Consider the following 22,170-nt stretch of genomic DNA (forward strand, 5'->3'; position numbering starts at 1 on the left):
AAAGCAAAACATGGTCCTGATCCGGGCGGGGTGATCATGCCGGTCAGTGGAAAAATGTATAGCGCAGAAGTGTTGTCTGACGTGCACCGTGGTGCAGGCGAGTGCTGACTTCTGCGCGGCACGGCGCAGTCAGGTCAGCGTCAAATTCGGTCGCGCGTGGTCTGGCGACGGGTTTCAGCGTGGCTGGCCGTATGGAAGAAGGCACGGGCATCCGCGCAGTCTTTGGCAATCCCTGTGGTCAGGGCTTCCAGACTGTCGTATTTGAGCTCGTCGTGCAGTTTGTGTAGGAGTTCCACTCGGATGATTTTACCGTATGCCCCGTCACCACCCAGTTCAGCGGGCCATTGCAGGCAGTGGGTCTCCAGCAGCACGCGGCCGCCGTTGACATCATTCGGGTCCAGCGAGGGGCGCACGCCCAGGTTGGCCACGCCCGGCAAGGGCTCGGTCGACAGGCCGTGCACCAGCACGACAAAAATGCCGCTGGCCGCCGGTTTCCAGTGGTCAAAGCGCAGGTTCAGGGTGCGAAAGCCGTCACCCGCGCCCATGCGGCTTTCGGCCAGCTGGCGGCCCAGCTTGCGGCCATGCACCACATGGCCGGATATCGCATAGGGGTAGCCCAGCAACTTGGCTGCCGCCGGCATATCGCCCTGGCTGAGCGCATGGCGCACTGCCGTGCTGGAGACGCGCAGGCCATCGGACTCGTAGCTGTTCATGCGCGCCACATCAAAGCCCTGCTTGCGGCCGGCCTCGACCAGCATCGCGTAGTCGCCCGCGCGCTGGTTACCAAAGCGGAAATCATCGCCCACCAGCAGGTAGCCGGTGCCCAGGCCTTTGAGCAGCACATCGTCGATAAAGGCCTGCGGGGCTTGCGCGGCCAGGCGTGCGTTGAAGGGCAGCACAATCGTCTGGTCAATGCCGCATTGGGCGAGCTGGTCGAGCTTGTCACGCAGGGTGGAGATGCGGGCCGGCGCCAGGTCGGGCTTGTTCAGGATCTGGGCAAAGTAGTCGCGCGGATGAGGCTCAAAAGTGAGCGCGCAGCTGGCCAGGCCCCGGCGCTGCGCTTCGCTGCGCAGCAGCGCCAGCATGGCCTGGTGGCCCCGGTGCACCCCATCAAAATTGCCGATGGTCAGCGCGCAGTGCCTGGTGACCTCGGGGTGGTCAAGTCCTCTGAAGATTTTCATCTTTGCTTTGTTTTTTGTAGCGGCTTGCGCTTTCGAGCCGAGCGCTGGTGTGCAATTTCACAATAAAAGTGTATATTGACCATTATGACTTGGTGCCCGGGTCTGCGTGCAGCATGTGCGTGGGCAGTGGCATTTTTCGTGGCCAGGCGCCGCGCGGGTCGACGGTATTTCGGTTCAATTCCCAATGCGCAGGAGGCCCATTGTGAAGGTGTTGAAGTTATCGGCAAGTGGCGTTCCGCAATCCTGGATCAGTCTGCAGGAGGCGGTGACGCACTACGCAGCAGGCGATGTGCGCTGGGAGGCGGGCTCGAGTGTGGCCTGCTTCCGTGGCGGCCATAACGCCATCACCGGCCTGCAGTCGCGCATCGATGTGGCCAGCATCATCGGCACGCGCGGCAAGCCCGGCATCGACCCTTTTGCCATGCGCATGACGCTCACCAACAGCAAGCTGTTTGGCCGCGACCGTCATATCTGCGCCTACTGCGGCGAGCATTTCGACGAAGAAAACCTGACCCGCGAACACATCATTCCGGTATCCCAGAAGGGGCCCGACACCTGGATGAATGTGGTGACGGCCTGCGCATCCTGCAACCACCACAAGGCCGGCCGCACGCCCGAGCAGGCGCATATGCCGCTGCTCTATGCGCCCTACACCCCCAGCCTCTGGGAAGACTTCATCCTGCGCAACCGCCGCATCCTGACCGACCAGATGGAGTTCCTGATGGCCCATGTGCCCAAAAGCTCGCGTTTGACGGCTTGACCGCTACCTTTGGCGTCACCAGCAAAAAGGCCTTGTCGCAAGACAAGGCCTTTTCCTTAGGAGATGGCTCTCAGCCGCTGGCTATCAGGCTTCTTTGGGCTTGTAGGCGGTGACCACAAAGCCATCCACGGCCTGACCGCCTTCCATGCGCAGCTCCACATCGCGGGTATCGACCTGGTCGAAACCGGCCGCCTTGGCCAGGCGCACGGTGCTGCTCAAGGTGTGGGTGTAGCGGCCGACTGCTTGCAGCTGGGTATCCGGGCCGGTGACATCGCCGTGCTCGCAGGAGAAGATCAGCACGCCGCCGGGGGCCAGCACGCGGTAGGCGTCGGCCAGGGTTTGCTGCAGATCGCCGACATAGATCAGCACGTCCAGCGCGGTGATGGCCTCGAAGGTGTTGGCGGGGGTGGCCGCCAGCGCTTCGAGCAGGTTCACCTGGTGGAACTTGTAGTAGACCTTGTGCTTGGCCGCTTGCTCCAGCATCTTGGCCGACATGTCCACGCCCAGGATGTAGCCGTCGATGGCGCCCAGCGTTGCGCCCAGCAGGCCGGTGCCGCAGCCCAGGTCCAGCAGGTTGAAGCGGCGGTTCGGGTAGATCTGCAGCAACTGGTCAGCCACCTGCTTGGGCAGTTGGTAGGACAGATGGCGCACCATGTGCATGTCATAGACCGAGGCCATCTCATCGAACATGTGGGTGGTCAGTTCGACCGGTACATGCGCGGGCACCTGGCCCTGGGCCAGCTGGTGGTAGTACTGGTAGATCTTGTCGTCGGGTTGCAGGGCCAGCAAAGCCTCGGTATCGGGCAGGGCTTCTTGCATGGTGCCGCGTGCCTGCAGCATCTGCACACGGGCGATGCGTGCCAGGTGGTCGTCCGGCTTTTCATCGATCAGCGGGCCAAACACGGCCAGAGCTTCGTCGTACTGGCGCACGGTGCCCAGGTCGACCGCCAGGTAGCGGCGCAGCACGCGGTCCTCAGGGGTTAGCTCCAGCACGCGGCGCAGGTGGCGGATGGCCATCTCGGTATTGCCCACGCGGTGGGCGATATCGATGACGCCAGCGATCACGCGGGCATTGTTGGGCTCCAGCGCAATCACCTTCTCGGCGGCAGCCATGGCCTCGTGCTCGCGGTTGTGGCGGGCATACAGCAGGGCCTGTTCCAGCAGGCCGGGCGCCCAGTCAGGGGCCAGGCTTTCGCAGCGCTGCATGGCATCAATGGCGCCGCGCAGGTTGCCCGACTTCTCGGCCATCAGGCCGGCCAGCATGAACAAACGTGCATCGCGTGGTGAGCGACGCCGTGCATCGTTGAGGGTTTGGGCGGCACCCGTGAGGTTGCCCACAGCAATCTGGTGGCGGGCGGTTTCGAGGAATTTGCGAATCGGATCGACAGGTGCTTTTGCGCTCATGGAGTAACTGCGGGCGAGCCCGTAAACGTGGCTGTGAATTCAGTAAAGCCTTTGATTATCCGCCATTTGAGGCTGCAGCGTGTTTCGGGACGTTCTGCACCCTGCGATAATGCCGCCTCCATGAAAAACATCGTCATCCTGATCTCCGGCAGCGGCTCCAATATGGCTGCCATCGTGCGAACCGCGCAGCAAGAGCGCTGGCAGGAGACCTTGGGAGCGAGGGTGGCGGCGGTCGTCAGCAACAAGGCCCAGGCCGGCGGCCTGCAGTTTGCCCAGGAGCAGGGCATTGCCACCGCCGTGGTAGACCACAAGGCCTATGACAGCCGCGAGAGCTTTGACGCGGCACTGATGCAGTGCATCGATGCCCATGCCCCCTCGCTGGTGGTGCTGGCGGGTTTCATGCGCATTCTGACCCCCGGCTTTGTCGCGCACTACAGCGGCCGGCTCATCAATATCCACCCCTCGCTGTTGCCGGCCTTTGCCGGGCTGCACACCCACCAGCGCGCGATCGATGCCGGCTGCAGGTTTGCCGGTTGCTCGGTGCACCAGGTGACGGCCGATCTGGATGCCGGCCCCATCCTGGAGCAGGGCCTGGTGCCCGTGTTGCCGGGCGACACGGCCGAGCTGCTGGCCGCGCGCGTGCTGGTGCAAGAACACCAGATCTACCCCAAGGCGGTGCGCGCGCTGCTGCAGCTACGCTGAGCGCTGCGCAGCGCTGTCAAACCGGGTCAGGGGTGTCGGTCTGTGGTGTATAAGCCGCAAACCGGGGCTGGCGCTGGCCGTTCACTTCCACGTCCTCGCTGAACATGGCTGCTGGCCGTACCCACCAGCCGTAATCGCCATACAAGGCCTGGTAGACCACCAGCCATTCTCGTGTTTCGCTGTGCTGCGCCAGCTGCCAGACCTGGTAGAGCCGGCCCTTGTAGTGGCGGTAGAGCCCGGGCGAAATAGCTGGTGCTGGCATAGGGTGCTGTTCCATAATCTGAAAAATAAACAAGACTAGCAGACGCTATCGCTTTGCTGGACAAGAACTTATTCGGAGGGTGGGGTGGAGCAGATCGATTTTGTGCAGCGGGTCGATGCCTATGCGCAGGCCGCTGCGAACGACCCGGCCAGGTTTGACCGCAGTGTCTTGGGCATGGCTGTGCTGGCAGGGCTGTGGATCTGGGGCGGTCTGCTGCTGGGCCTGGTCTTGTTGGCCTGGTCCCTGCTGTCCTATGTCTACCAGGGCTTTCACGGCCTGCAATTCTTTGGTTTCTTTGCCGGTGTGGCGCTGCTGATCAGCGTGCTGCGCCTGACCCGCTCCGACTGGGTCGCCCCCGAGGGCATTGCCGTGCCCGCTGCTGAATGCCCGCGCCTGTTTGAGGCACTGGAGCGCGTGCGCCAGAAGCTGCGCGGGCCCCGAATCTCCCACCTGGTGATCACCGAAGACTACGGTCTGCGCATAGCGCAGCAGATGCGGCTGGGCGGGCTGCTGCCAGCGCGCTACCACCTGCTGCTGGGCCTGCCGCTGGCGATGGCGATTGACCGGCCGCGCCTGCTGGCGATGATTGCGCAGGAATACAGCCATCTGCGCCGCCGCCAGGGCTGGCTGCAGGCGGCAGTCTTCCGCGCCCGCCGTCGCCTGCAAGGTCTGCATGAGCGCCTGGCCGATGCGCGCCAGATGACGCACCTGGGCTGGGCCAATGAACGCTTTATGCGCTGGTACTTGCCGCGCTGGTGGGCCGCCAGCTTTGTGGTGGCGCGGCAGGACGAGGCCCTGGCCGACCGCATGGCGGCCCGCTGGGTCAGCAAGCCGCTGATGGGCGAGGCGCTGTCCGAGGTGGCCGTGCGCGGGCGCTGGTTCCGGGAGCAGTTCTGGACCATGCACTGGCTGCGCGCGCGTGAACTGGCCTCGCCGATGGGGCCGTTCAGCCTGATGGCCGGGGTGATGAACCACCGCATGGATGTCAACTGGGTCTACCAGGGCTGGAAGCAGGAATACTATGCGCCCGCCAGCTACCAGGACACGCCCCCCAGCCTGCGCGAGCGGCTGCGGGGCCTGGATGTGCCTCCGGGCCTCACACCCATGTCCAGCAGCAACTGCCTGGCCTGGCTGGGCAAGCGCTCGGAGCGCTGGATCGAGCTGCTCGACCAGCGCTGGTGTGTGCGCCATGGCCATGACTGGGTGGCCTACCGCCAGATCCTGGCTGCCTCGGCCGCGCGCGTGGCTGCACTGATGCCGCGCGAGCCCTACCTCGATGCCGACCAGCTGGTGGAGCTGGGCTGGCAGCTGCAAAGCACGGCCTTGCAGCACCAGGATGCCCCCTTGCCCATTTACCAGCGCGCACTGGAGCTGGAGCCGGCCAATGCCCGCGCGCTGGCCGCCTGTGCCAGCCTACACATGGGCATGGACTGGGAGGCGCAGCTGCAGTACCTGGCCCAGGCATTTGCACAGCTTCCGGCCATGGGCAGCGCCTGGTGCCGGCTGGCCACCGGCGTGCTCGATGTGCTGGAAGACGAGGATTTTGACGAAGCCTCGGTGCGCCAGCTGCGCAGCGACTGGCGTGCGCGCGAGGCACTGGCCCGCGTGCAGCTGCAGGCCTTGCACGATGAGCGCCTAGCGCTGGGCAGCCTGCTGGGCGCGCGCGCCTGCACCGCGCTGCCCCATCCGCTCTGGGCCTCCGAGCTGGCCAGCTTGCAGATCCACCTGCAGCACTGCCCGCGCTTGCGCCGGGCCTGGCTGCTGGCGCGGCCGCTGCGCAGCGTGCCCGATGCCTATGCGCTGGTGCTGGTGCTCGATCGGCCCGGTGTGCACTACCAGGACAACCGACGGCTGGCGCAGCAATGGCGCGGCTATCTGGAGCGCGAGCTGCTGTTGTGCAAGCTGATGCCGCTGTGGATCAGCCATGTGGATGAGCTGGGCCCCACGGGGGTGCGGCAGCTGGCGGCCATGCCCTGGGGCCTGGTCTATGACCGCGCGGAGCAGCCCGCTGGCATGCGCAGCGGGGCAGCGCCCCTGTCCGGTTAGCCGGGCCTGGCGCCCGGATACTGGCGCAATGGGACAATAGCGGCTATGCATCCCAAAGCCCTTTTAGATGCCTGCGCCGAGCTGGTTGCGCAGGCCCTTACTTTTGAACACCCGGCCGACGCCGTGGTGTCGCGTTATTTCCGTGAACACCGCAACCTGGGGCCGCGTGAGCGTGGCACCCTGGCCGAGACGGTCTACACCGTGCTGCGCAAGAAAACGCTGTTTGAATCCCTGGCCCGCTCGGGCAGTGGTGCGCGTGAGCGCCGCCTGGCCATCCTGGGCTTTGCCGGCCCGCGCAGCTTTGTCAAAAGCGCGCTCAGCGACCAGGAAGTGCAATGGCTGGACGACTGTGACGCGATTGCGCCGGGCAGCCTCATGCCCCAGCACCGCCACAATCTGCCCGAATGGCTGGTGGAGCCGCTGCAGGCCCAGGTCGGTGACCAGTTCGAGCAACTGGCCGCCAGCATGCTGGAGATGGCCCCGCTGGATCTGCGCGCCAATGCCTTGCTGACCAAGCGCAGCGAGCTGCAAAAGGAACTCAAGGACGCCGGCATCAAGGCCGAGCCCACCCCGTACTCGCCCTGGGGCCTGCGCGTGGCCGACAAGCCAGCGCTGTCGCGCCTGGAGGCCTTTGTCAAAGGCCGAGTCGAGGTGCAGGACGAGGGCTCGCAGCTGCTGGCCTTGTTGCTGGATGCCAAGCGCGGCGAGATGGTGACCGACTTCTGCGCTGGCGCAGGCGGCAAAACCCTGGCCATTGGCGCCACCATGCGCAGCACCGGCCGCCTCTATGCCTTTGATGTGTCGGCCCACCGTCTGGAAGCGCTCAAGCCGCGCCTGGCTCGCTCGGGCCTGTCCAATGTGCACCCGGCTGCGATTGCGCATGAGCGCGATGAGCGGGTCAAGCGCCTTGTGGGCAAGATGGACCGCGTGCTGGTCGATGCACCATGCTCCGGCCTGGGTACCCTGCGCCGCAATCCCGATCTGAAGTGGCGCCAAAGCCCCAAGGCGATCGAGGAGCTGACGGCCAAGCAGACCGCCATTCTGGCCAGCAGTGCCCGCATGGTGAAATCCGGCGGCCGCCTGGTCTATGCCACCTGCAGCATCCTGCCCGCCGAGAACGAGGCGATCGCCGAAGCCTTTGCCGCCGCCCACCCGGACTTTGTGCCGCTGGACGCCGGCGAGCTGCTGGCAGGCCTGAAGGTCGAGCAAGCCGCCAGCCTCTGCAGCGGTGGCGACAGCGGCAGCCAGTACCTGCGCCTCTGGCCCCACCTGCACCAGACCGACGGCTTCTTTGCCGCCGTCTGGCAACGCAAGTAAGTCAGTCCTTCCAGCCCAGCAGGCCAAGCCAGTCGGCCACACTGCGCCAACCGGCACGCCAGCCCGCATAGGCCTGCACCAGCACCAGCAATTGGGCGGGCTGCAGGCCTTCTGCTTGCAGCCAGTACCAGCCCGCATGCGCACCATTGCAGTGCGGGGCGTCCTCCGCCACCAGGCGCAGCGCGCTGTGCCAGGGCGAGCTGATCTGCAGCTGCCCGGCGCGGCAGTACAGGCTGCTGCCCGCTTCCAGATACAACCATTGGCCCTGGCCTGCACGCAAGGCCAGGCTGCTGCTATTGGTGCCGGGCTGCGCCGGGGCGCTGGCCTGGGCCTGGGTCGTGGCGCTGCCTGGCAGGGCGGTGGCGAGGCGGGCGGTGGTGCTGGAGGTGGTCATTTTTGCGCTTTCCTGAGCGTTTCAGAACAGGGCTCTAGCGTAAAAAAACGCCGCCCAACGCAACAGACACAGTCGCGGCCAGGGTGGGGCAGAACAGCGCAAGCACAAAGCGGCTGTTCTGGTTCAAAATCGCAGTTTCTGTATCTGTTCTGCCAGGGTTGAACCTGAGACCATAGCGCTGCTTAGGGAAACCTCGTCTTGGCCACTGCGCTGGCGCCACCAGGCAATGGACAGGTTTCTGGAACCAGGAGTCCTGCTGTGCCGCTGTTAGAAGAAAGTCTGTGTGACATCCCCGAAAGCCACGTGGCGGACGCGGCGGACAGCCCGCCCGCGGACGATGCCTTTCTGTACGAGCGCATCGCGGCGCATTTTGAGCAGGCCATTGCGCAGCAGACCCTGGGCGTGGGCGCACGCATGCCCTCGGTGCGCGATATCCGGCGCCAGCACCATGTGAGCCACAGCACAGCGCTGCAGGTGCTGCGCGTGCTCGAATCGCGCGGCCTGATCGAGGCGCGGCCCCGCGTGGGCTATTTCGTCAGTGATACGGCCTTGCAGATGCCCGCTGCGCGCGAGCCCCAGCAGCTGGGCCCCTTCCCGATGCAGGACCACCGCTTTGAAGGCATTGGCGAGCGCGCGGCCGAGTACCTGAACAAGGCGCGCCTCAAGGGGCCGCTGAAGGTGGACCTGGGCAGCGCCATGCCGGCGCCCGAGCTGTTCGACGCCAAACTGCTCAACCAGCTGGCGGTGGCCCTGCTGCGCGAGCAGCCCCAGATCCTGGTGCATGGGCCTTCGGCGCCGTTCACCCATCCGGATTTCCAGGCCTCGATGGCGCGCTATGCGCTGGGGTTTGGCGTGCGCCTGGCGCCGATGGACATTGCAGCCACCTTTGGCAATTCCGAGGCGGTGAACCTGGCGCTGGATGCGCTGACCCAGCCGGGCGATATGGTGGCGATTGAGTCACCGACCTTCTACGGCATCCTGCAGGCCATCGAAGCCAAGAAGCTGCAGGCACTGGAGATCCCGTCGAGCCCGCACACCGGCATGTCGATCGAGGCGCTGGAGCTGGCCTTGCGCACCCACCCCAACCTCAAGGCCGTCGTGGTGGTGCCCCATTTGCAGATGCCCCAGGGCGCCACCATGCCCGACAGCCACAAGAAGCGCCTGGTGGCCCTGTGCCGCGAGTACCGGGTGGCCCTGATCGAGGACGATATCTACCGCGAATTTGTCGAATCCGATGAGGTGCTCAAGCCCTGCAAGGCCTGGGACACCGATGGCTCGGTGATCTACTGCTCCTCGCTGTCCAAAAGCTATGCGCCGGGCTTGCGCCTGGGCTGGATGAATGCCGGGCGCTGGCAGGAGCGGGTGCAGATGATCAAGTTCGCCCGCTCGCGCAACCTGCCGGTCTGGCCCCAGTTGCTGGGGGCGCGCACGGTGGGCTCGCCTTCGTACATGCGTCACCTGGTGCGGCTGCGCCAGCAGCTGCGCGTGCAGCGCCAGGCCGCTGCGCAGGCGGTTGCGCGCTATTTTCCGATCGGCACGCGCCTGAGCCTGCCCGCTGGCGGTCTGAGCATCTGGCTGGAGCTGCCCGAGCAGATATCGTCCAGCCGCCTGTATGACGAGGCACTGGCGGTCGGCATCCGTGTGGCGCCTGGCGATATGTTCAGCAACACCGGTCACTACGACCACTTTCTGCGGCTGAGCTGTGGCATGCCATTTACCGAGGCGGTGGACGATGCCTACCGCAGCCTGGGCCGCATGATGCATGCGCAGCTGGGCCTGCCACCCAGGGCTTGATGCGGGCGCCGGTCAACGAGAACCGGACGCAGAAAAACACAAAGGACACCGAGGTGTCCTTTGTGGTGTTTGCATGCCACCATGTGAATGGTGGCCTACAGGCTGATTACTTCAGCTTCACTTCCTTGTAATCCACATGCTTGCGAGCCTTGGGATCGAACTTGGAGATCAACATCTTTTCAGGCATTGTCTTCTTGTTCTTGGTGGTCGTGTAGAAGTGACCGGTGCCGGCTGTCGATTCCAGCTTGATTTTTTCGCGTCCGCCTTTGGATGCCATGGTGATACTCCTTAAGCTTGGCCACGTGCGCGCAGGTCTGCGAGCACAGAATCAATACCGTTCTTGTCGATCAGACGCAGAGCGGCGCTGGAAACACGCAGGCGAACCCAGCGGTTTTCAGTTTCCACCCAGAAACGGCGGTATTGCAGGTTCGGCAGGAACCGGCGCTTGGTTTTGTTGTTGGCGTGGGAAACGTTGTTTCCCACCATGGGCTTCTTGCCCGTTACTTCGCAAACGCGTGCCATCAGGACACTCCGAAAGTTTTAACAGCTGCTTGCCCTGTCTGCCTCGTGAAAAGCAGCGCGGCTTGCAGCCTCACCTCGCCAATCAAAGGGTGGCGGTAGCCCATGTTCACAGCAGGTCTGCCCGAGGTGCAAGACCCTGGATCAACCTGCCGTAGTTTCCTGTTCACGCGCCGGGGATTGCGAAATAGCAAAAGGCGGCAAGCAGCAAAGCCAAGGATTATAGCCCGAAAGCAAAATTCGGGCTATCCCCATCGCTGGTCGGCTTATTCCTGTTCCAGGAAGCGCTGGGCATCCAGCGCGGCCATGCAGCCGGTACCCGCGCTGGTAATGGCTTGGCGGTAGATGTGGTCTTGCACGTCGCCGGCGGCAAAGATGCCGGGCACGCTGGTTTGTGTGGCAAAGCCGCCACGGCCCATCTGGGTCACCAGGTAGCCGTTTTCCATCTCCAGCTGGCCTTGGAAGATGTCGGTATTGGGGTGGTGGCCAATCGCGATGAAGCAGCCTTGCAGCGCGATGTCTTCGGTGCGGCCGTCTTGCGTGCTCTTGATGCGGATGCCGTTGACGCCCGACTGGTCGCCCAGCACTTCATCAAGGGTGAAGTGGGTCTTGAGCTCGATCTTGCCTTCCTTGACCTTCTCCATCAGCTTGTCGACCAGGATGGGCTCGGCCTTGAACTTGTCGCGGCGGTGCACCAGGGTCACCTTGCTGGCGATGTTGGACAGGTAGAGCGCTTCTTCGACAGCGGTGTTGCCGCCGCCGATCACGCAGACGGGCTGCTCGCGGTAGAAGAAACCGTCACAGGTGGCGCAGGCCGACACGCCACGGCCCATGAAGGCCTCTTCCGTGGGCAGGCCCAGGTACTTGGCCGATGCGCCGGTGGCGATGATCAGACTGTCGCAGGTGTAGGTGCCGCTGTCGCCGGTCAGGGTGAAGGGGCGCTTGCTGAAATCAACCTGGTTGATGTGGTCGAAGATGATCTGGGTCTTGAAGCGCTCGGCATGCTCCAAGAAGCGCTGCATCAACGCGGGGCCTTGCACGCCCATCACGTCGGCGGGCCAGTTGTCCACTTCGGTGGTGGTCGTCAATTGGCCGCCCTGGGCCATGCCGGTGATCAAAACGGGGTCCAGGTTGGCGCGCGCTGCATAGATGGCGGCCGTGTAGCCCGCAGGGCCCGAGCCCAGAATCAGTACTTTGGCATGTTGGTGGATGGCGGACATAGAACTCCTATCGCATTCATGGGGGCAGATGCGGGGCATCTGCGAATCAATCAAGGGGGCTGGCTCGTGCGCAGCAAAACATGAAAGAGTATCAAACACTACGGCCCGCCTGTGGATGGCTTGTGTCAATGTCCTTGATTGTTGCAAGTCATCGCCGCGTCGGCGGCCGCTTGGCACGACCTGGGCGCACCAATGACAACAATCGTTGCAGCCTGCGCGCGCAAGGGGTGGGATTGTAGGAAGATAGGTAGATTACAAAATGTTGCGTATTGCCTGGAGACAGGGCTGCACAGGCATCGCGAGCCAATGCTTTTGCTGCATGAGATCCATGTTTTTATTGCGTATTTTTGCCAATCCACAGATGCTGCTACTGCCCTGGCGGGCGGTCCTGCGCTGCAGAGCCCCTCGCGCTTTGCCTGAACCACCGCGTCGCACCGGGGCATCACCCGGCCCCAGGCGCCTGGCCTGCTATCGAATTTGCAATCCGCTTAAGGTAAGCTCTCGCTCCTAGGTTATGGCTTACTCATCAAAGAAATCAAAGACAGCACCCCAGACCGGCAATTCGCTGGTGATGGGGGTTCGCCGTTTTGGGCACGAGCTGGTGCTCATCGTCAGTTTTTTACTGATGGCCTTTTGCGTTGCGGCCATGGTCAGCTACTCGCCCAAGGACCCGGCCTGGTCCACCTCGGGCACCCAGATTGCCGGCCATGTCAGCAACTGGATGGGGCGCCTGGGCGCCATGGTGTCTGACGGCGGCTATTTCATGGTCGGTTTCTCGGTCTGGTGGCTGGTGGTGGCGGCCGTGCTGGCCTGGTTCTCGTCGCTGGCGCGCTGGCTGCGTGCCGGGGAAGCACCGCCCAACGATCCGCGCCCGCTGTGGCTGCGCCGCATGGTGTTCTGGGGCGGCCTCGTGGTCTTGCTGCTTGCCAGCGCAGCGCTGGAGTGGTCGCGCCTCTACCGTTTTGAGCCCATCCTGCCCGGCGCTGCCGGCGGCGTGCTGGGCTTTTTGCTGGGCCCGCTGGCCGAGCGCTGGATGGGTTTTACCGGCTCGGGCATTGTCGGCGTCATGCTGCTGCTGCTGGGCCTGTCCTGGATTCTGGGTTTCTCCTGGGGCCAGATCGCCGAGAAGGTGGGCGCCGGGATCGAACGTACCTTGCAAAAGCTGATGCTGCGCCGCGAAGCCGCCGCCGACAAGGCCGTGGGCAAGAAGGCAGCGCAGGCGCGTGAGGCCGAGGTCAGCAGCGCAGCCCCCGCGCCAATGGCATCACGCATGGAACCCACCGGCGATGGCCTGGACAGCATGCTGCCCACCGCGCCGCGCGGCGCGGCTGTCGATTCGGGCCTGCACATCGCCCAGCCGCTCAAGCCCCAGACGCAGCCCAGCGCCCGTGTGGTCAAGGAACGGCAAAAGCCTCTGTTCAACGAGCTGCGCGACACCCGTTTGCCTCAGGTGGACCTGCTCGATGCCGCGCCCAAGACGCAGGAGAGCGTCTCCTACGAAACCCTGGAGATGACCAGCCGCCTGATCGAGAAAAAGCTCAAGGACTTTGGCGTCGAGGTGCGTGTGGTCGAGGCCGCCCCTGGCCCGGTGATCACCCGCTACGAAATCGAGCCGGCCACCGGCGTCAAGGGCTCGCAGATCGTCAACCTGGCCAAGGACCTGGCGCGTTCGCTGTCCCTGGTGTCGATCCGCGTGGTGGAAACCATCCCCGGCAAGACCTATATGGCGCTGGAGCTGCCCAATGCCAAGCGCCAGACCATCCGCCTGACCGAAATCCTGGGCTCGCATGAGTACCACGACGCCAAGAGCCTGCTGACCATGGGCCTGGGCAAGGACATCATCGGCAAGCCCGTGGTGGCCGACCTGGCCAAGATGCCGCATGTGCTGGTCGCCGGTACCACCGGCTCGGGCAAGTCGGTGGGTATCAACGCGATGATCCTGTCGCTGCTCTACAAGGCCGAGGCCAAGGATGTGCGGCTGATGATGATCGACCCCAAGATGCTGGAAATGTCGGTCTACGAAGGCATTCCGCACCTGCTGTGCCCGGTGGTGACCGACATGAAGCAGGCCGCCAATGGCCTGAACTGGTGCGTGGCCGAGATGGAGCGCCGCTACAAGCTGATGAGCAAGCTGGGCGTGCGCAACCTGGCGGGCTACAACACCAAGATCGACGAGGCCAAGGCGCGCGAGGAAAGCATCCCCAACCCCTTCAGCCTGACGCCTGAGTCGCCCGAGCCCTTGCAGCGCCTGCCGCATATCGTCGTGGTGATCGACGAGCTGGCCGACCTGATGATGGTCGTCGGCAAGAAGATCGAAGAGCTGATTGCGCGCCTGGCACAGAAGGCGCGCGCCGCCGGTATCCACCTGATCCTGGCCACGCAGCGCCCCAGCGTCGATGTGATCACCGGCCTGATCAAGGCCAATATCCCTTCGCGTATCGCGTTCTCGGTGGGCTCCAAGATCGACAGCCGCACCATCCTGGACCAGATGGGCGCCGAGGCGCTGCTCGGCATGGGTGACATGCTCTACATGGCCAGCGGCACGGGCTTCCCGGTGCGGGTGCATGGTGCCTTTGTGTCCGACGAGGAAGTGCACCGCGTGGTCAGCTACCTCAAGGAGCAAGGCGAGCCCGACTATATCGACGGCATCCTCGAAGGCGGCACCGGCGAGGGCGATTCCGGCTTTGGCGATGAAGAAGGCGGCGGCAGTGGCGAGAAGGACCCGATGTACGACCAGGCGGTCGAGATCGTGCTCAAGGACCGCAAGGCCAGCATCTCCTACGTGCAGCGCAAGCTGCGCATCGGCTACAACCGCTCGGCCAACCTGCTCGAAGAGATGGAGCGCGCCGGCCTGGTGAGCGCCTTGACGGGCAGCGGCCAGCGCGAAGTGCTGGTGGCCCACCGCCCTGGCGGTGAAGAATAGCGCCATTGCCGGTAAACATTCGCAAAGCCAAGGCCTTTGCGGCCCACAGCGGGCACTTGTAGCCCGCTGCCGCACTCCAAACCCCTTGTTGGCCTGAAAGGGCCCATGCATTGGCTTTGTTCGCAAAGCCCGAAAGGATTCACGATGAAACAATGGATCGCAGCAGCAGCCCTGGTCAGCCTGGCTGGTTGGGCGCAGGCCGATGGCCTGCAAAGCCTGGAAAAGTTCATGACCAGCTCGCAGGCCGGTGAAGCCCAGTTCACGCAGACAGTAACGTCCCCCGCCAAGCAGGGCCAGGCCGGACGGGTCAAGACCTCCAGCGGCAGCTTTGCTTTCCAGCGGCCGGGCAAGTTCAAGTTCATCTACCAAAAGCCGTTTGACCAGACCATCGTTGCCGATGGCACGGTGCTGACCGTCTATGACGCCGACCTGAACCAGGTCACCCAGCGCCAGCAGAGCAAGGCCCTGGGCCAGACGCCTGCCGCCTTGCTGGCCTCCGCTTCGAGCCTGCAGGCGCTGAAGGCCGAGTTCGATGTCAGCAGCCTGCCCGAGGCCGATGGCCAGCAATGGGCCCAGGCCATCCCGAAGAACAAGGACGGCCAGATCAAGCAGGTCAAGGTCGGCTTCAAGGGCGATGAACTGCAGACCCTGGAGATCGAAGACGGCTTTGGCCAGCGCTCGGTGCTGCGCTTTGTCGGCTTCAAGGCCCTGCCTTCGCTGCCGGGCTCGTCGTTCGAGTTTGCGATTCCTTCGGGCGCGGAAGTGATTCGCCAGTAAGCGGCGCTTCAAGTGCGGTGACCCACCGCACGGCCATAAAAAAGGTGCTCACCATCGCGGTGCGCACCTTTTTGCTTTGTGGCCGGTGTTTATGCGGCCGCCGATGTGGCTTACAGCGCCATGTCCGGCACCTTCTTCAGGTCCTTCATGTTTTCATTGGGCTGCACACCGGCTTCCACGCCTTGCAGGCTGGGCGAGGCAATGGCCAGGTTCAGCGCTTGCTCGGTGGCCTGCCATTCCTGCTGCAGTAGCGCAGGGTTCTCGTTGAGCTTGACGCCGTAGCTTGGCACGATCTTGCGGATCTTGGCTTGCCATTCGGCGCTCTTGACCTTCTCGGGGAAGGCCTTTTCCAGCAGGGTCAGCATGATCGCTGGCGAGGTCGAGCCGCCTGGCGAGGCACCCAGCAGCGCGGTCAGCGAACGGTCCTGGGCGACGACCACTTCGGTGCCGAGCTTCAGGATGCCGCCCTTTTCGGGGTCGTTCTTAATGATCTGCACGCGCTGGCCGGCTTCCCACAGGCGCCAGTCGGCGTCCTTGGCTTCGGGCATGTAATGGCGCAGTGCGTCCATCTTCTGCTCCTTGTTCAGGCTCAGCTGCTGGGCCAGGTACTTGACCAGCGCAAACTCGTTGACACCCACTTGCAGCTGCGGGATCACGTTGGCAAAGGTGGTGGCCTTGGCCAGGTCGAAGTAGGAGCCGTTCTTCAGGAACTTGCTCGACCAGGTGGCGAATGGCCCGAACAGCAGCACGCGCTTGCCGTCCAGCACGCGGGTGTCCAGGTGGGGCACGGACATCGGAGGCGAGCCGGTGTCGGCCAGGCCATAGACCTTGGCCAGATGGCGCTCGGTGATCGCGGGGTTCTCGGTGACCAGGAACTCGCCGCCGACCGGGAAGCCGCCGTAGACCTTGGACTCGGGGATACCCGACAGCTGCAGCAGCGGCAGGGCCGCGCCGCCCGCGCCAATGAAGATAAAGCGTGCATCCACCGTCTGGATCTTGCTGCTGTCCTTCATGTCGAAGGCCGACACGCGCCAGGAGCCATCGCTGTTGCGCGTGATGGAGCGCACTTCCTGGCCGGTGCTGAGCTTGAAGTTGGGCTTGGACTGCAGGTTCTTGTAGAACTGGCGCGTGATCTCGCCCAGGTTCACGTCGGTGCCCAGTGGCGAGCGGGTGGCGGTCACCACTTCGGCCGGGTCACGGCCTTCCATCATCACCGGGATCCATTCCTTGATCTTTTCCGGATCGATGGAGGATTCCATGCCGGTGAACAGCGGCGAGGCTTCCAGCGCCTTCAGGCGCTTTTGGATGAAGGAGCGGTTTTCTTCGCCGAACACCAGGTTCATGTGCGGCGTGGAGTTGATGAAATCGCGCGGATTGCCCAATACGCCGGTACGCACCTGGTGCGACCAGAATTGGCGCGACACCTGGAAGTTTTCATTAATGTTAATGGCAGCGGAAATCTGCACATTGCCATTTTTATCCATCGGCGTGTAATTGAGCTCGCACAGTGCCGAGTGGCCGGTGCCGGCATTATTCCAGCCGTTGGAGCTTTCTTCGGCGACCTGGTCCAGGCGCTCGAACAATTCATAGGTCCAGCCGGGTTCCAGCTCCTGCAGATAAACGCCCAAGGTGGCACTCATGATGCCGCCGCCAATCAGCAGCACATCGACCTGGCGGTCCGCTTTTTCTGCGCGGTATTGGCTACCAAAGAAATACTGGTAACCCACCACGCCCGCACCGACGGCCGCCGCCGAGGCGACGAACTTGCGACGGGTGAAGCCCTTCTTGGGCGCTTTGGCAGCGGAGGCCGCTTGGGGATTTTCTGTTGGATTCGTCATTGCTGAAACTCCACAAATTTTTCGATTTTGACAGTGTTGTCGTAAAAGACCATGAATAACCATGGTTTAAGCAGGCTCAATGTCTCTCCGATTCTGGGTTGCCTGTTCTGACGGTATTGAGCTGCTTGGCTTAGGCGGTTCTAAATAAGGTGCCAACGAATATCCGAGGCCGATATTAACGGTGGCTTCAAATATCCATTAAGCAGGAAGTGGTTAATCAGCCATCAAGGACGCACGGGTATTTGGCGGCGTGCCAAAAACCAGTCGGCCAGGCCGGCGCAGACCACGGTGGCTGCTACCGGGGTAACCCAGCCCAGGCCCAGTGCGGCGCCGGGCAGGTGGTCCAGCCAGGTGGGCAGGGTGCTGGTCCATTGCAGCGCCTTGGCGCCATCGACCAGGCCAAACACCAGGGCCACCAGCATCACCGGGATGTAGACTCGAGCCGGCTGCTGCCAGCGCTGCAGCAGGCTGAGCGAGACCAGCGCAATCGCCGGTGGGTAGAGGGCGACCAGCACCGGGCCGGCGATCTCGATCAGCTGCGCCAGGCCCTGGTTGGCCACGGCGGCGCTGAAGATGCACAAGGACAGCGCCACACTGCGGTAGGAGAAGCCGGTCAGCTGGCTGAAGAAGCTGCTGCAGGCGCTGACCAGGCCCACGCCGGTGGTCAGGCAGGCCAGCAGGATCACGGCGGCAATCAGCCAGATGCCTGCGCTGCCAAAGCGGTGCTGCACAAAGGCGGTGAGGATCTGCACGCCAGTCACCGTGTTCTGTGCCAGCTCACCACTGGTGGCGCCCAGGTAGCACAGCGAGATGTAGACCAGGCTCAGGCAGACCGCAGCAATCAGCCCGGCATAGATGGCGTAGCGCGTGTGCAGGCGTGCATCGGTCACACCCGCATCCTTGATCGCGTTGACGATGACAATGCCGAACACCAGGGAGGCGAGGGCGTCCATGGTCTGGTAGCCCTGCACAAAGCCCTGGGCAAAGGCGGCCAGTTGCGTGCCGTAGTCGGGGTTGGCCGGGCTGTAGCCACCTACGGGGGCCAGCACGGCCATGCCGCCCAGTGCCAGCAGCGCAGCAATCAGCAGCGGGGTGATGAGCTTGCCCAAGGTGTCCATCAGCTTGCCGGGGAACAGCGACAGCAGCAGCACCAGCGAGAAATAGACAATGCTGAACACCAGCAGCGCAATCGAGGTATTGCCGACAAAGGGCGCAATGCCCATCTCGAACGACACGGTAGCGGTGCGCGGCGTGGCGAAGAAGGGGCCGATGGTCAAATAGATCGTGGTGGCCAGCAGCAGGCCGGCAATGCGGCCAATCGGCTGGGTCAGTTGGTCCAGACCACCGCCCACGCGGGCCAGTGCGACCACGCCCAGCAGCGGCAGGCCCACGCCCGTCAGCAGGAAGCCGGTTGTCGCGCCCAGCAGGTTCTCTCCGGCAGACAGGCCGACCAGCGGCGGGAAAATGATGTTTCCGGCCCCCAGGAACAGGGCAAAGGTCATGAAGCCGAGGGCGATAATGTCCCTGGTTTTCAGTGATTTCATAAAGGCTCTTGGTTCTTGCTGGTTAGCGCCCACTTAAGGGAGCTGCACCTGGCGAATGGAGTCACGGAGACGGACATCAGAAAAATGGCCCCATGGGACATGTGCTGTGAAGCGTTGGCTGCTGGCTCGGCGCTAAGGCTGCAAGCGCGTGGCGTCCATGTCGGGGCTGTTGTTATAGGCTGGGCCAATAAGGGCCCTTTGGTATCTGATGCGACGTGAATCCGTATAAACCCTTATTTTCTGCGAAAAGTTGTGACCCAGATCATCAAAGGCATATTCATCCCGGGGATAACCTGGGGCATGTTGCATAAAAGTAGTAAGCACCTGCCCCGCCCAGAGGCGCGGCCAGCGGGCGCCGTCTCTGTGGTGGGTCGTTTGGCAGGGGGCCTGCATGGCTGATCTGTTCAGCCAGGAACCGGCCGCCCCGCTGGCCGAGGCACTGCGCCCCAAGACCCTGGACGAGGTGGTGGGCCAGTCCCATCTGCTGGGAGAAGGCAAGCCCCTGCGCCTGGCCTTCCAGTCCGGCAAACCGCATTCGATGATCTTCTGGGGCCCGCCCGGTGTCGGCAAGACGACCTTGGCGCGGCTGACTGCCACGGCATTCAAGTGCGAGTTCATTGCGCTCTCCGCCGTGTTCTCCGGCGTCAAGGACATCCGCGCCGCGATGGAGCAGGCCCAGCAGAACCTGGCGATGGGCAAACACACGATCTTGTTTGTCGATGAAATCCACCGCTTCAACAAATCCCAGCAAGACGCCTTGCTGCCGTATGCCGAAAGCGGCCTGGTCACCTTCATTGGCGCAACGACGGAGAACCCTTCGTTCGAGGTGAACTCGGCCTTGCTGTCGCGCGCCCAGGTCTATGTGCTCAAGTCGCTGACCGATGATGAACTGCGGCTGCTTCTGAAGCGAGCGCAAGAGATCGCGCTGGACCATCTCGACTTTGATGACCTGGCCACCGACACCATCATTGGCTATGCCGACGGCGATGCCCGGCGCTTTTTGAACCTGCTGGAGCAGACCAGCACGGCAGCGCAGGCCTCGGGCATCACCACGATCACCGCAGACTTCTTGCAGAACGCGCTGACCTTGAACAGCCGCCGTTTTGACAAGGGCGGCGACAACTTCTACGACCAGATCTCCGCCTTGCACAAGTCGGTGCGCGGCTCGCACCCGGATGCCGCGCTCTACTGGCTCACCCGCATGCTCGATGGCGGCGCCGATGCGCGCTACCTGTCCCGGCGCATTGTGCGCATGGCCTGGGAAGACATTGGCCTGGCCGACCCGCGTGCGATGCAGATCGCCAACGATGCCGCGCTGACCTATGAGCGCCTGGGCAGCCCCGAGGGCGAGCTGGCCCTGGGCCAGGCCGTCATCTACCTGGCCGTGGCCGCCAAGAGCAATGCCGGCTACAACGCCTACAACCAGGCCAAGGCTTTTGTGAAGCAGGACAAGAGCCGCGAAGTGCCGGTGCATTTGCGCAACGCCCCCACCAAGCTGATGAAGGAGCTGGGCTATGGGCATGAATACCGCTATGCACATGACGAACCGAATGCCTACGCAGCGGGAGAAACCTATCTCCCAGAAGGGATAGAGCCTCCCGGCTGGTACCAGCCTGTGCCCCGGGGCCTGGAGCTGAAGATTGGCGAAAAACTGGCACAGCTCAAGCGCTGGGATGACGAGGCCGGGCAAGACTGAGCGCCTGCTTTTTCCTTTCTATTCAAGGGTTTCCTGAGCGATTCAGGCTGAGGAAGAGGGGGTAGCTGGCGCCCCCTTGCATGCCGTCCTCCATGCGTTCTATTAGTTGCGTATGAAACCGGTACCACAACTTGGCGAAACGCATATTGCGCTGGATGAAGTGTGAGTAAAACACCGGGATACAACTGAGCGCCCCGGCAGAGGTCGTACAAGTTGTCGAAAATTTGTCTCAGATGCGACAAAAGACTCTAGCGAGCATGGCGGGCATGCGCGGGAGTCGTACGACAACAAAGGTCTCTCACGATGCGATTTTGCAAGTCAAAGTCGGGCGTCTCCTTGTCCAGGAGTGCCTTCGGCTTGGTGTTTTCTGTGTGGGCGGGCATGCACGCCGTTCAGGCCCAGACGGCAGCGCCCGCGCAGCCAGCAGCCGCTTCGGCGCCTGCGGCGGCCAGGGCTTCGGCCGATGCGCTGTTGGTGGAAAAGGGCCGCAAGCTGGCAGTAGCCGCGGACTGCGCCGCCTGCCACACGGCACCCAAGGGAGGCGCCAGCTTTGCCGGTGGCTACCCGCTGGGCTCCCCGCTGGGCACCATCTATGCCACCAATATCACCCCGTCCAAGACGGCCGGCATTGGCAGCTACAGCCTGGAAGATTTCAGCCGCGCGCTGCGCCAGGGCGTACGCAAGGACGGGGCCCATCTCTACCCGGCCATGCCCTACACGGCCTATGCCCAGATCACCGATGAAGACACCGAGGCGCTCTACGCCTACTTCATGCATGGCGTCCAACCGGTGGACCAGGCCGCGCCGCAAACGGCCCTGCCTTTCCCCTTCAACATCCGCCTGTCGATGGCCGTGTGGAATGCGCTCTACCTGAAGGACCAGCGCTTCAAGCCCGATGCCAGCAAGCCGCCGGAGTGGAACCACGGCGCCTACCTGGTCGATGCGCTGGCCCACTGCAGCACCTGCCACACCCCGCGCAACGCCATGATGGCGGAAGACAGCAGCCGCTACCTGGGTGGCGGCTCGCTGGGCGCCTGGTATGCGCCCAACATCACCTCGGATGCCATCAATGGCATCGGCGGCTGGACCGAGGCCGAGCTGGTGCAGTACCTCAAGACTGGCCGCGTGCCCGGCAAGGCCCAGGCCGCCGGCCCGATGGCCGAAGCCATCGAGCACAGCCTGCAGCACCTGCCTGACAGCGATATCCAGGCCATTGCCTCCTACCTCAAGCAAACCAAGGCAGTGGCAGGCGGCGAGACCCAGCCGCGCTACAGCTATGGCAAGGCCAGCCTGCAGTCGGAAGACACGCAGCGCGGTCTGGTCGACGGTGCCGATGCCGGCTGGAAGGTGTTCAGCGGAAGCTGCGCCCACTGCCACCAGGCCAATGCCACCGGCACGGCCAATGGCGAATATCCCTCGCTGTTCCACAACAGCGTGACCGGTGCCGACCGCGCCGACAACCTGGTCGCCACCATCCTGCACGGCGTGGACCGCACGGTGCAGGGGCGCGCCCATTTCATGCCGGCGTTTGGCGATGCCGCGTCCTTCACCGACCGCTTGAGCGACCAGGAGATCGCCGATGTCAGCAACTATGTGCTCACCCAGTACGGCAATGCGGCCGTCAAGGTGCAGGCTGCCGACGTGGCTGCCGTGCGCGCCGGTGGCAAGCCGCCGCTGATTGCGCAGCTGCCCGGCCTCATCGTGCCGGCTGCCGTGGTGCTGCTGGTCTTGGTGCTGGCCTTCATCGTGATCCGTCAACGCCGCAAGGCTGCCACTTCGTCTGGAGTCTGACC

The 22,170-nt window shown here is 63.7% G+C and carries 18 protein-coding genes; 9 read left to right on the forward strand and 9 right to left on the reverse strand.

Annotated elements, in window-relative coordinates; genetic code table 11:
* Positions 1 to 140: 140 nt before the first annotated feature.
* Positions 141 to 1,181, reverse strand: a complete 1,041-nt coding sequence (locus EDF71_RS21980) for a bifunctional riboflavin kinase/FAD synthetase (RefSeq protein WP_133858666.1) — start codon at positions 1,179 to 1,181, stop codon at positions 141 to 143.
* Positions 1,182 to 1,383: 202 nt separating this feature from the next.
* On the opposite strand from EDF71_RS21980, the gene EDF71_RS21985 reads away from it, so the two are divergent.
* Positions 1,384 to 1,941: an HNH endonuclease gene (locus EDF71_RS21985; protein WP_133858667.1), complete on the forward strand. Its 558-nt coding sequence runs from the start codon at positions 1,384 to 1,386 to the stop codon at positions 1,939 to 1,941.
* Positions 1,942 to 2,025: 84 nt separating this feature from the next.
* Here the strand turns inward: EDF71_RS21985 and EDF71_RS21990 are convergent, their stop codons facing one another.
* The gene (locus tag EDF71_RS21990; RefSeq protein WP_133858668.1) at positions 2,026 to 3,345 is read right to left on the reverse strand and encodes a methyltransferase; all 1,320 of its coding nucleotides are present in this window, start codon (positions 3,343 to 3,345) and stop codon (positions 2,026 to 2,028) included.
* Between the two features lie 120 nt (positions 3,346 to 3,465).
* Between EDF71_RS21990 and purN the strand changes: the two genes are divergently transcribed.
* Complete coding sequence (gene purN / locus EDF71_RS21995) at positions 3,466 to 4,047, forward strand: phosphoribosylglycinamide formyltransferase (protein WP_133858669.1); 582 nt, start codon at positions 3,466 to 3,468, stop codon at positions 4,045 to 4,047.
* 16 nt (positions 4,048 to 4,063) lie between these two features.
* Here the strand turns inward: purN and EDF71_RS22000 are convergent, their stop codons facing one another.
* Entirely contained in the window at positions 4,064 to 4,309 is a 246-nt protein-coding gene (locus EDF71_RS22000; protein ID WP_133858670.1) for a DUF1653 domain-containing protein, read from the reverse strand.
* Between the two features lie 84 nt (positions 4,310 to 4,393).
* On the opposite strand from EDF71_RS22000, the gene EDF71_RS22005 reads away from it, so the two are divergent.
* Both EDF71_RS22005 and EDF71_RS22010 read left to right on the forward strand, forming a co-directional pair.
* Positions 4,394 to 6,355, forward strand: coding sequence for a M48 family metallopeptidase (locus tag EDF71_RS22005; RefSeq protein WP_133858671.1), 1,962 nt, complete (start codon positions 4,394 to 4,396; stop codon positions 6,353 to 6,355).
* A 45-nt stretch (positions 6,356 to 6,400) separates the two neighbouring features.
* Positions 6,401 to 7,672 (forward strand): RsmB/NOP family class I SAM-dependent RNA methyltransferase, encoded by a 1,272-nt coding sequence (locus tag EDF71_RS22010; protein ID WP_133858672.1) that lies wholly within the window; start codon positions 6,401 to 6,403, stop codon positions 7,670 to 7,672.
* Position 7,673: 1 nt separating this feature from the next.
* On the opposite strand, the gene EDF71_RS22015 is transcribed toward EDF71_RS22010, so the two are convergent.
* Positions 7,674 to 8,066 carry a hypothetical protein gene (locus EDF71_RS22015; protein ID WP_133858673.1) on the reverse strand — a complete coding sequence of 131 codons (393 nt, stop codon included), beginning with the start codon at positions 8,064 to 8,066 and terminating at the stop codon, positions 7,674 to 7,676.
* A 303-nt stretch (positions 8,067 to 8,369) separates the two neighbouring features.
* Here EDF71_RS22015 and EDF71_RS22020 point away from each other — a divergent pair, with 303 nt between their 5' ends.
* Entirely contained in the window at positions 8,370 to 9,860 is a 1,491-nt protein-coding gene (locus EDF71_RS22020) for a PLP-dependent aminotransferase family protein (protein ID WP_243854405.1), read from the forward strand.
* Between the two features lie 106 nt (positions 9,861 to 9,966).
* Here EDF71_RS22020 and rpmG read toward each other — a convergent pair whose 3' ends face one another.
* The 3 genes from rpmG to trxB all read right to left on the reverse strand — a co-directional run bounded on the left by rpmG (position 9,967) and on the right by trxB (position 11,599).
* Entirely contained in the window at positions 9,967 to 10,137 is a 171-nt protein-coding gene (rpmG, locus tag EDF71_RS22025) for a 50S ribosomal protein L33 (protein ID WP_133858674.1), read from the reverse strand.
* Between the two features lie 11 nt (positions 10,138 to 10,148).
* Positions 10,149 to 10,382 carry a 50S ribosomal protein L28 gene (gene rpmB / locus EDF71_RS22030; protein WP_021026859.1) on the reverse strand — a complete coding sequence of 78 codons (234 nt, stop codon included), beginning with the start codon at positions 10,380 to 10,382 and terminating at the stop codon, positions 10,149 to 10,151.
* 263 nt (positions 10,383 to 10,645) lie between these two features.
* Positions 10,646 to 11,599 (reverse strand): thioredoxin-disulfide reductase, encoded by a 954-nt coding sequence (trxB, locus tag EDF71_RS22035; protein WP_133858675.1) that lies wholly within the window; start codon positions 11,597 to 11,599, stop codon positions 10,646 to 10,648.
* 571 nt (positions 11,600 to 12,170) lie between these two features.
* Here trxB and EDF71_RS22040 point away from each other — a divergent pair.
* Both EDF71_RS22040 and lolA read left to right on the forward strand, forming a co-directional pair.
* Positions 12,171 to 14,522, forward strand: a complete 2,352-nt coding sequence (locus tag EDF71_RS22040; RefSeq protein ID WP_243854404.1) for a DNA translocase FtsK — start codon at positions 12,171 to 12,173, stop codon at positions 14,520 to 14,522.
* A gap of 144 nt (positions 14,523 to 14,666) precedes the next feature.
* Positions 14,667 to 15,299, forward strand: coding sequence for an outer membrane lipoprotein chaperone LolA (gene lolA, locus EDF71_RS22045; protein WP_133858677.1), 633 nt, complete (start codon positions 14,667 to 14,669; stop codon positions 15,297 to 15,299).
* A gap of 110 nt (positions 15,300 to 15,409) precedes the next feature.
* Here lolA and mqo read toward each other — a convergent pair whose 3' ends face one another.
* Both mqo and brnQ read right to left on the reverse strand, forming a co-directional pair.
* Positions 15,410 to 17,137 carry a malate dehydrogenase (quinone) gene (gene mqo, locus EDF71_RS22050; RefSeq protein WP_133858678.1) on the reverse strand — a complete coding sequence of 576 codons (1,728 nt, stop codon included), beginning with the start codon at positions 17,135 to 17,137 and terminating at the stop codon, positions 15,410 to 15,412.
* A 224-nt stretch (positions 17,138 to 17,361) separates the two neighbouring features.
* On the reverse strand, positions 17,362 to 18,681 hold the full coding sequence (brnQ, locus tag EDF71_RS22055) for a branched-chain amino acid transport system II carrier protein (protein ID WP_133858679.1): 1,320 nt from the start codon (positions 18,679 to 18,681) through the stop codon (positions 17,362 to 17,364).
* Between the two features lie 391 nt (positions 18,682 to 19,072).
* Between brnQ and EDF71_RS22060 the strand changes: the two genes are divergently transcribed.
* Both EDF71_RS22060 and EDF71_RS22065 read left to right on the forward strand, forming a co-directional pair.
* A complete protein-coding gene (locus EDF71_RS22060; RefSeq protein WP_133858680.1) occupies positions 19,073 to 20,377 on the forward strand; it encodes a replication-associated recombination protein A in 1,305 nt (434 codons plus the stop codon).
* Positions 20,378 to 20,758: 381 nt separating this feature from the next.
* On the forward strand, positions 20,759 to 22,168 hold the full coding sequence (locus EDF71_RS22065; protein ID WP_133858681.1) for a cytochrome c: 1,410 nt from the start codon (positions 20,759 to 20,761) through the stop codon (positions 22,166 to 22,168).
* The last annotated feature ends 2 nt before the right edge of the window (positions 22,169 to 22,170 follow it).

Source organism: Comamonas sp. JUb58, from assembly GCF_004364775.1.
Lineage (GTDB): Bacteria > Pseudomonadota > Gammaproteobacteria > Burkholderiales > Burkholderiaceae_C > Comamonas.

Coding starts and splice junctions, on each gene's coding strand:
- EDF71_RS21980 (WP_133858666.1), bottom strand. CDS start 1,181: ATGAAAATCTTCAGAGGACTTGACCACCCCGAGGTCACCAGGCACTGC.
- brnQ (WP_133858679.1), bottom strand. CDS start 18,681: ATGAAATCACTGAAAACCAGGGACATTATCGCCCTCGGCTTCATGACC.
- EDF71_RS22040 (WP_243854404.1), top strand. CDS start 12,171: ATGGGGGTTCGCCGTTTTGGGCACGAGCTGGTGCTCATCGTCAGTTTT.
- mqo (WP_133858678.1), bottom strand. CDS start 17,137: ATGACGAATCCAACAGAAAATCCCCAAGCGGCCTCCGCTGCCAAAGCG.
- EDF71_RS22060 (WP_133858680.1), top strand. CDS start 19,073: ATGGCTGATCTGTTCAGCCAGGAACCGGCCGCCCCGCTGGCCGAGGCA.
- EDF71_RS22010 (WP_133858672.1), top strand. CDS start 6,401: ATGCATCCCAAAGCCCTTTTAGATGCCTGCGCCGAGCTGGTTGCGCAG.
- rpmB (WP_021026859.1), bottom strand. CDS start 10,382: ATGGCACGCGTTTGCGAAGTAACGGGCAAGAAGCCCATGGTGGGAAAC.
- rpmG (WP_133858674.1), bottom strand. CDS start 10,137: ATGGCATCCAAAGGCGGACGCGAAAAAATCAAGCTGGAATCGACAGCC.
- purN (WP_133858669.1), top strand. CDS start 3,466: ATGAAAAACATCGTCATCCTGATCTCCGGCAGCGGCTCCAATATGGCT.
- EDF71_RS22015 (WP_133858673.1), bottom strand. CDS start 8,066: ATGACCACCTCCAGCACCACCGCCCGCCTCGCCACCGCCCTGCCAGGC.
- trxB (WP_133858675.1), bottom strand. CDS start 11,599: ATGTCCGCCATCCACCAACATGCCAAAGTACTGATTCTGGGCTCGGGC.
- lolA (WP_133858677.1), top strand. CDS start 14,667: ATGAAACAATGGATCGCAGCAGCAGCCCTGGTCAGCCTGGCTGGTTGG.
- EDF71_RS21990 (WP_133858668.1), bottom strand. CDS start 3,345: ATGAGCGCAAAAGCACCTGTCGATCCGATTCGCAAATTCCTCGAAACC.
- EDF71_RS22000 (WP_133858670.1), bottom strand. CDS start 4,309: ATGCCAGCACCAGCTATTTCGCCCGGGCTCTACCGCCACTACAAGGGC.
- EDF71_RS22065 (WP_133858681.1), top strand. CDS start 20,759: ATGCACGCCGTTCAGGCCCAGACGGCAGCGCCCGCGCAGCCAGCAGCC.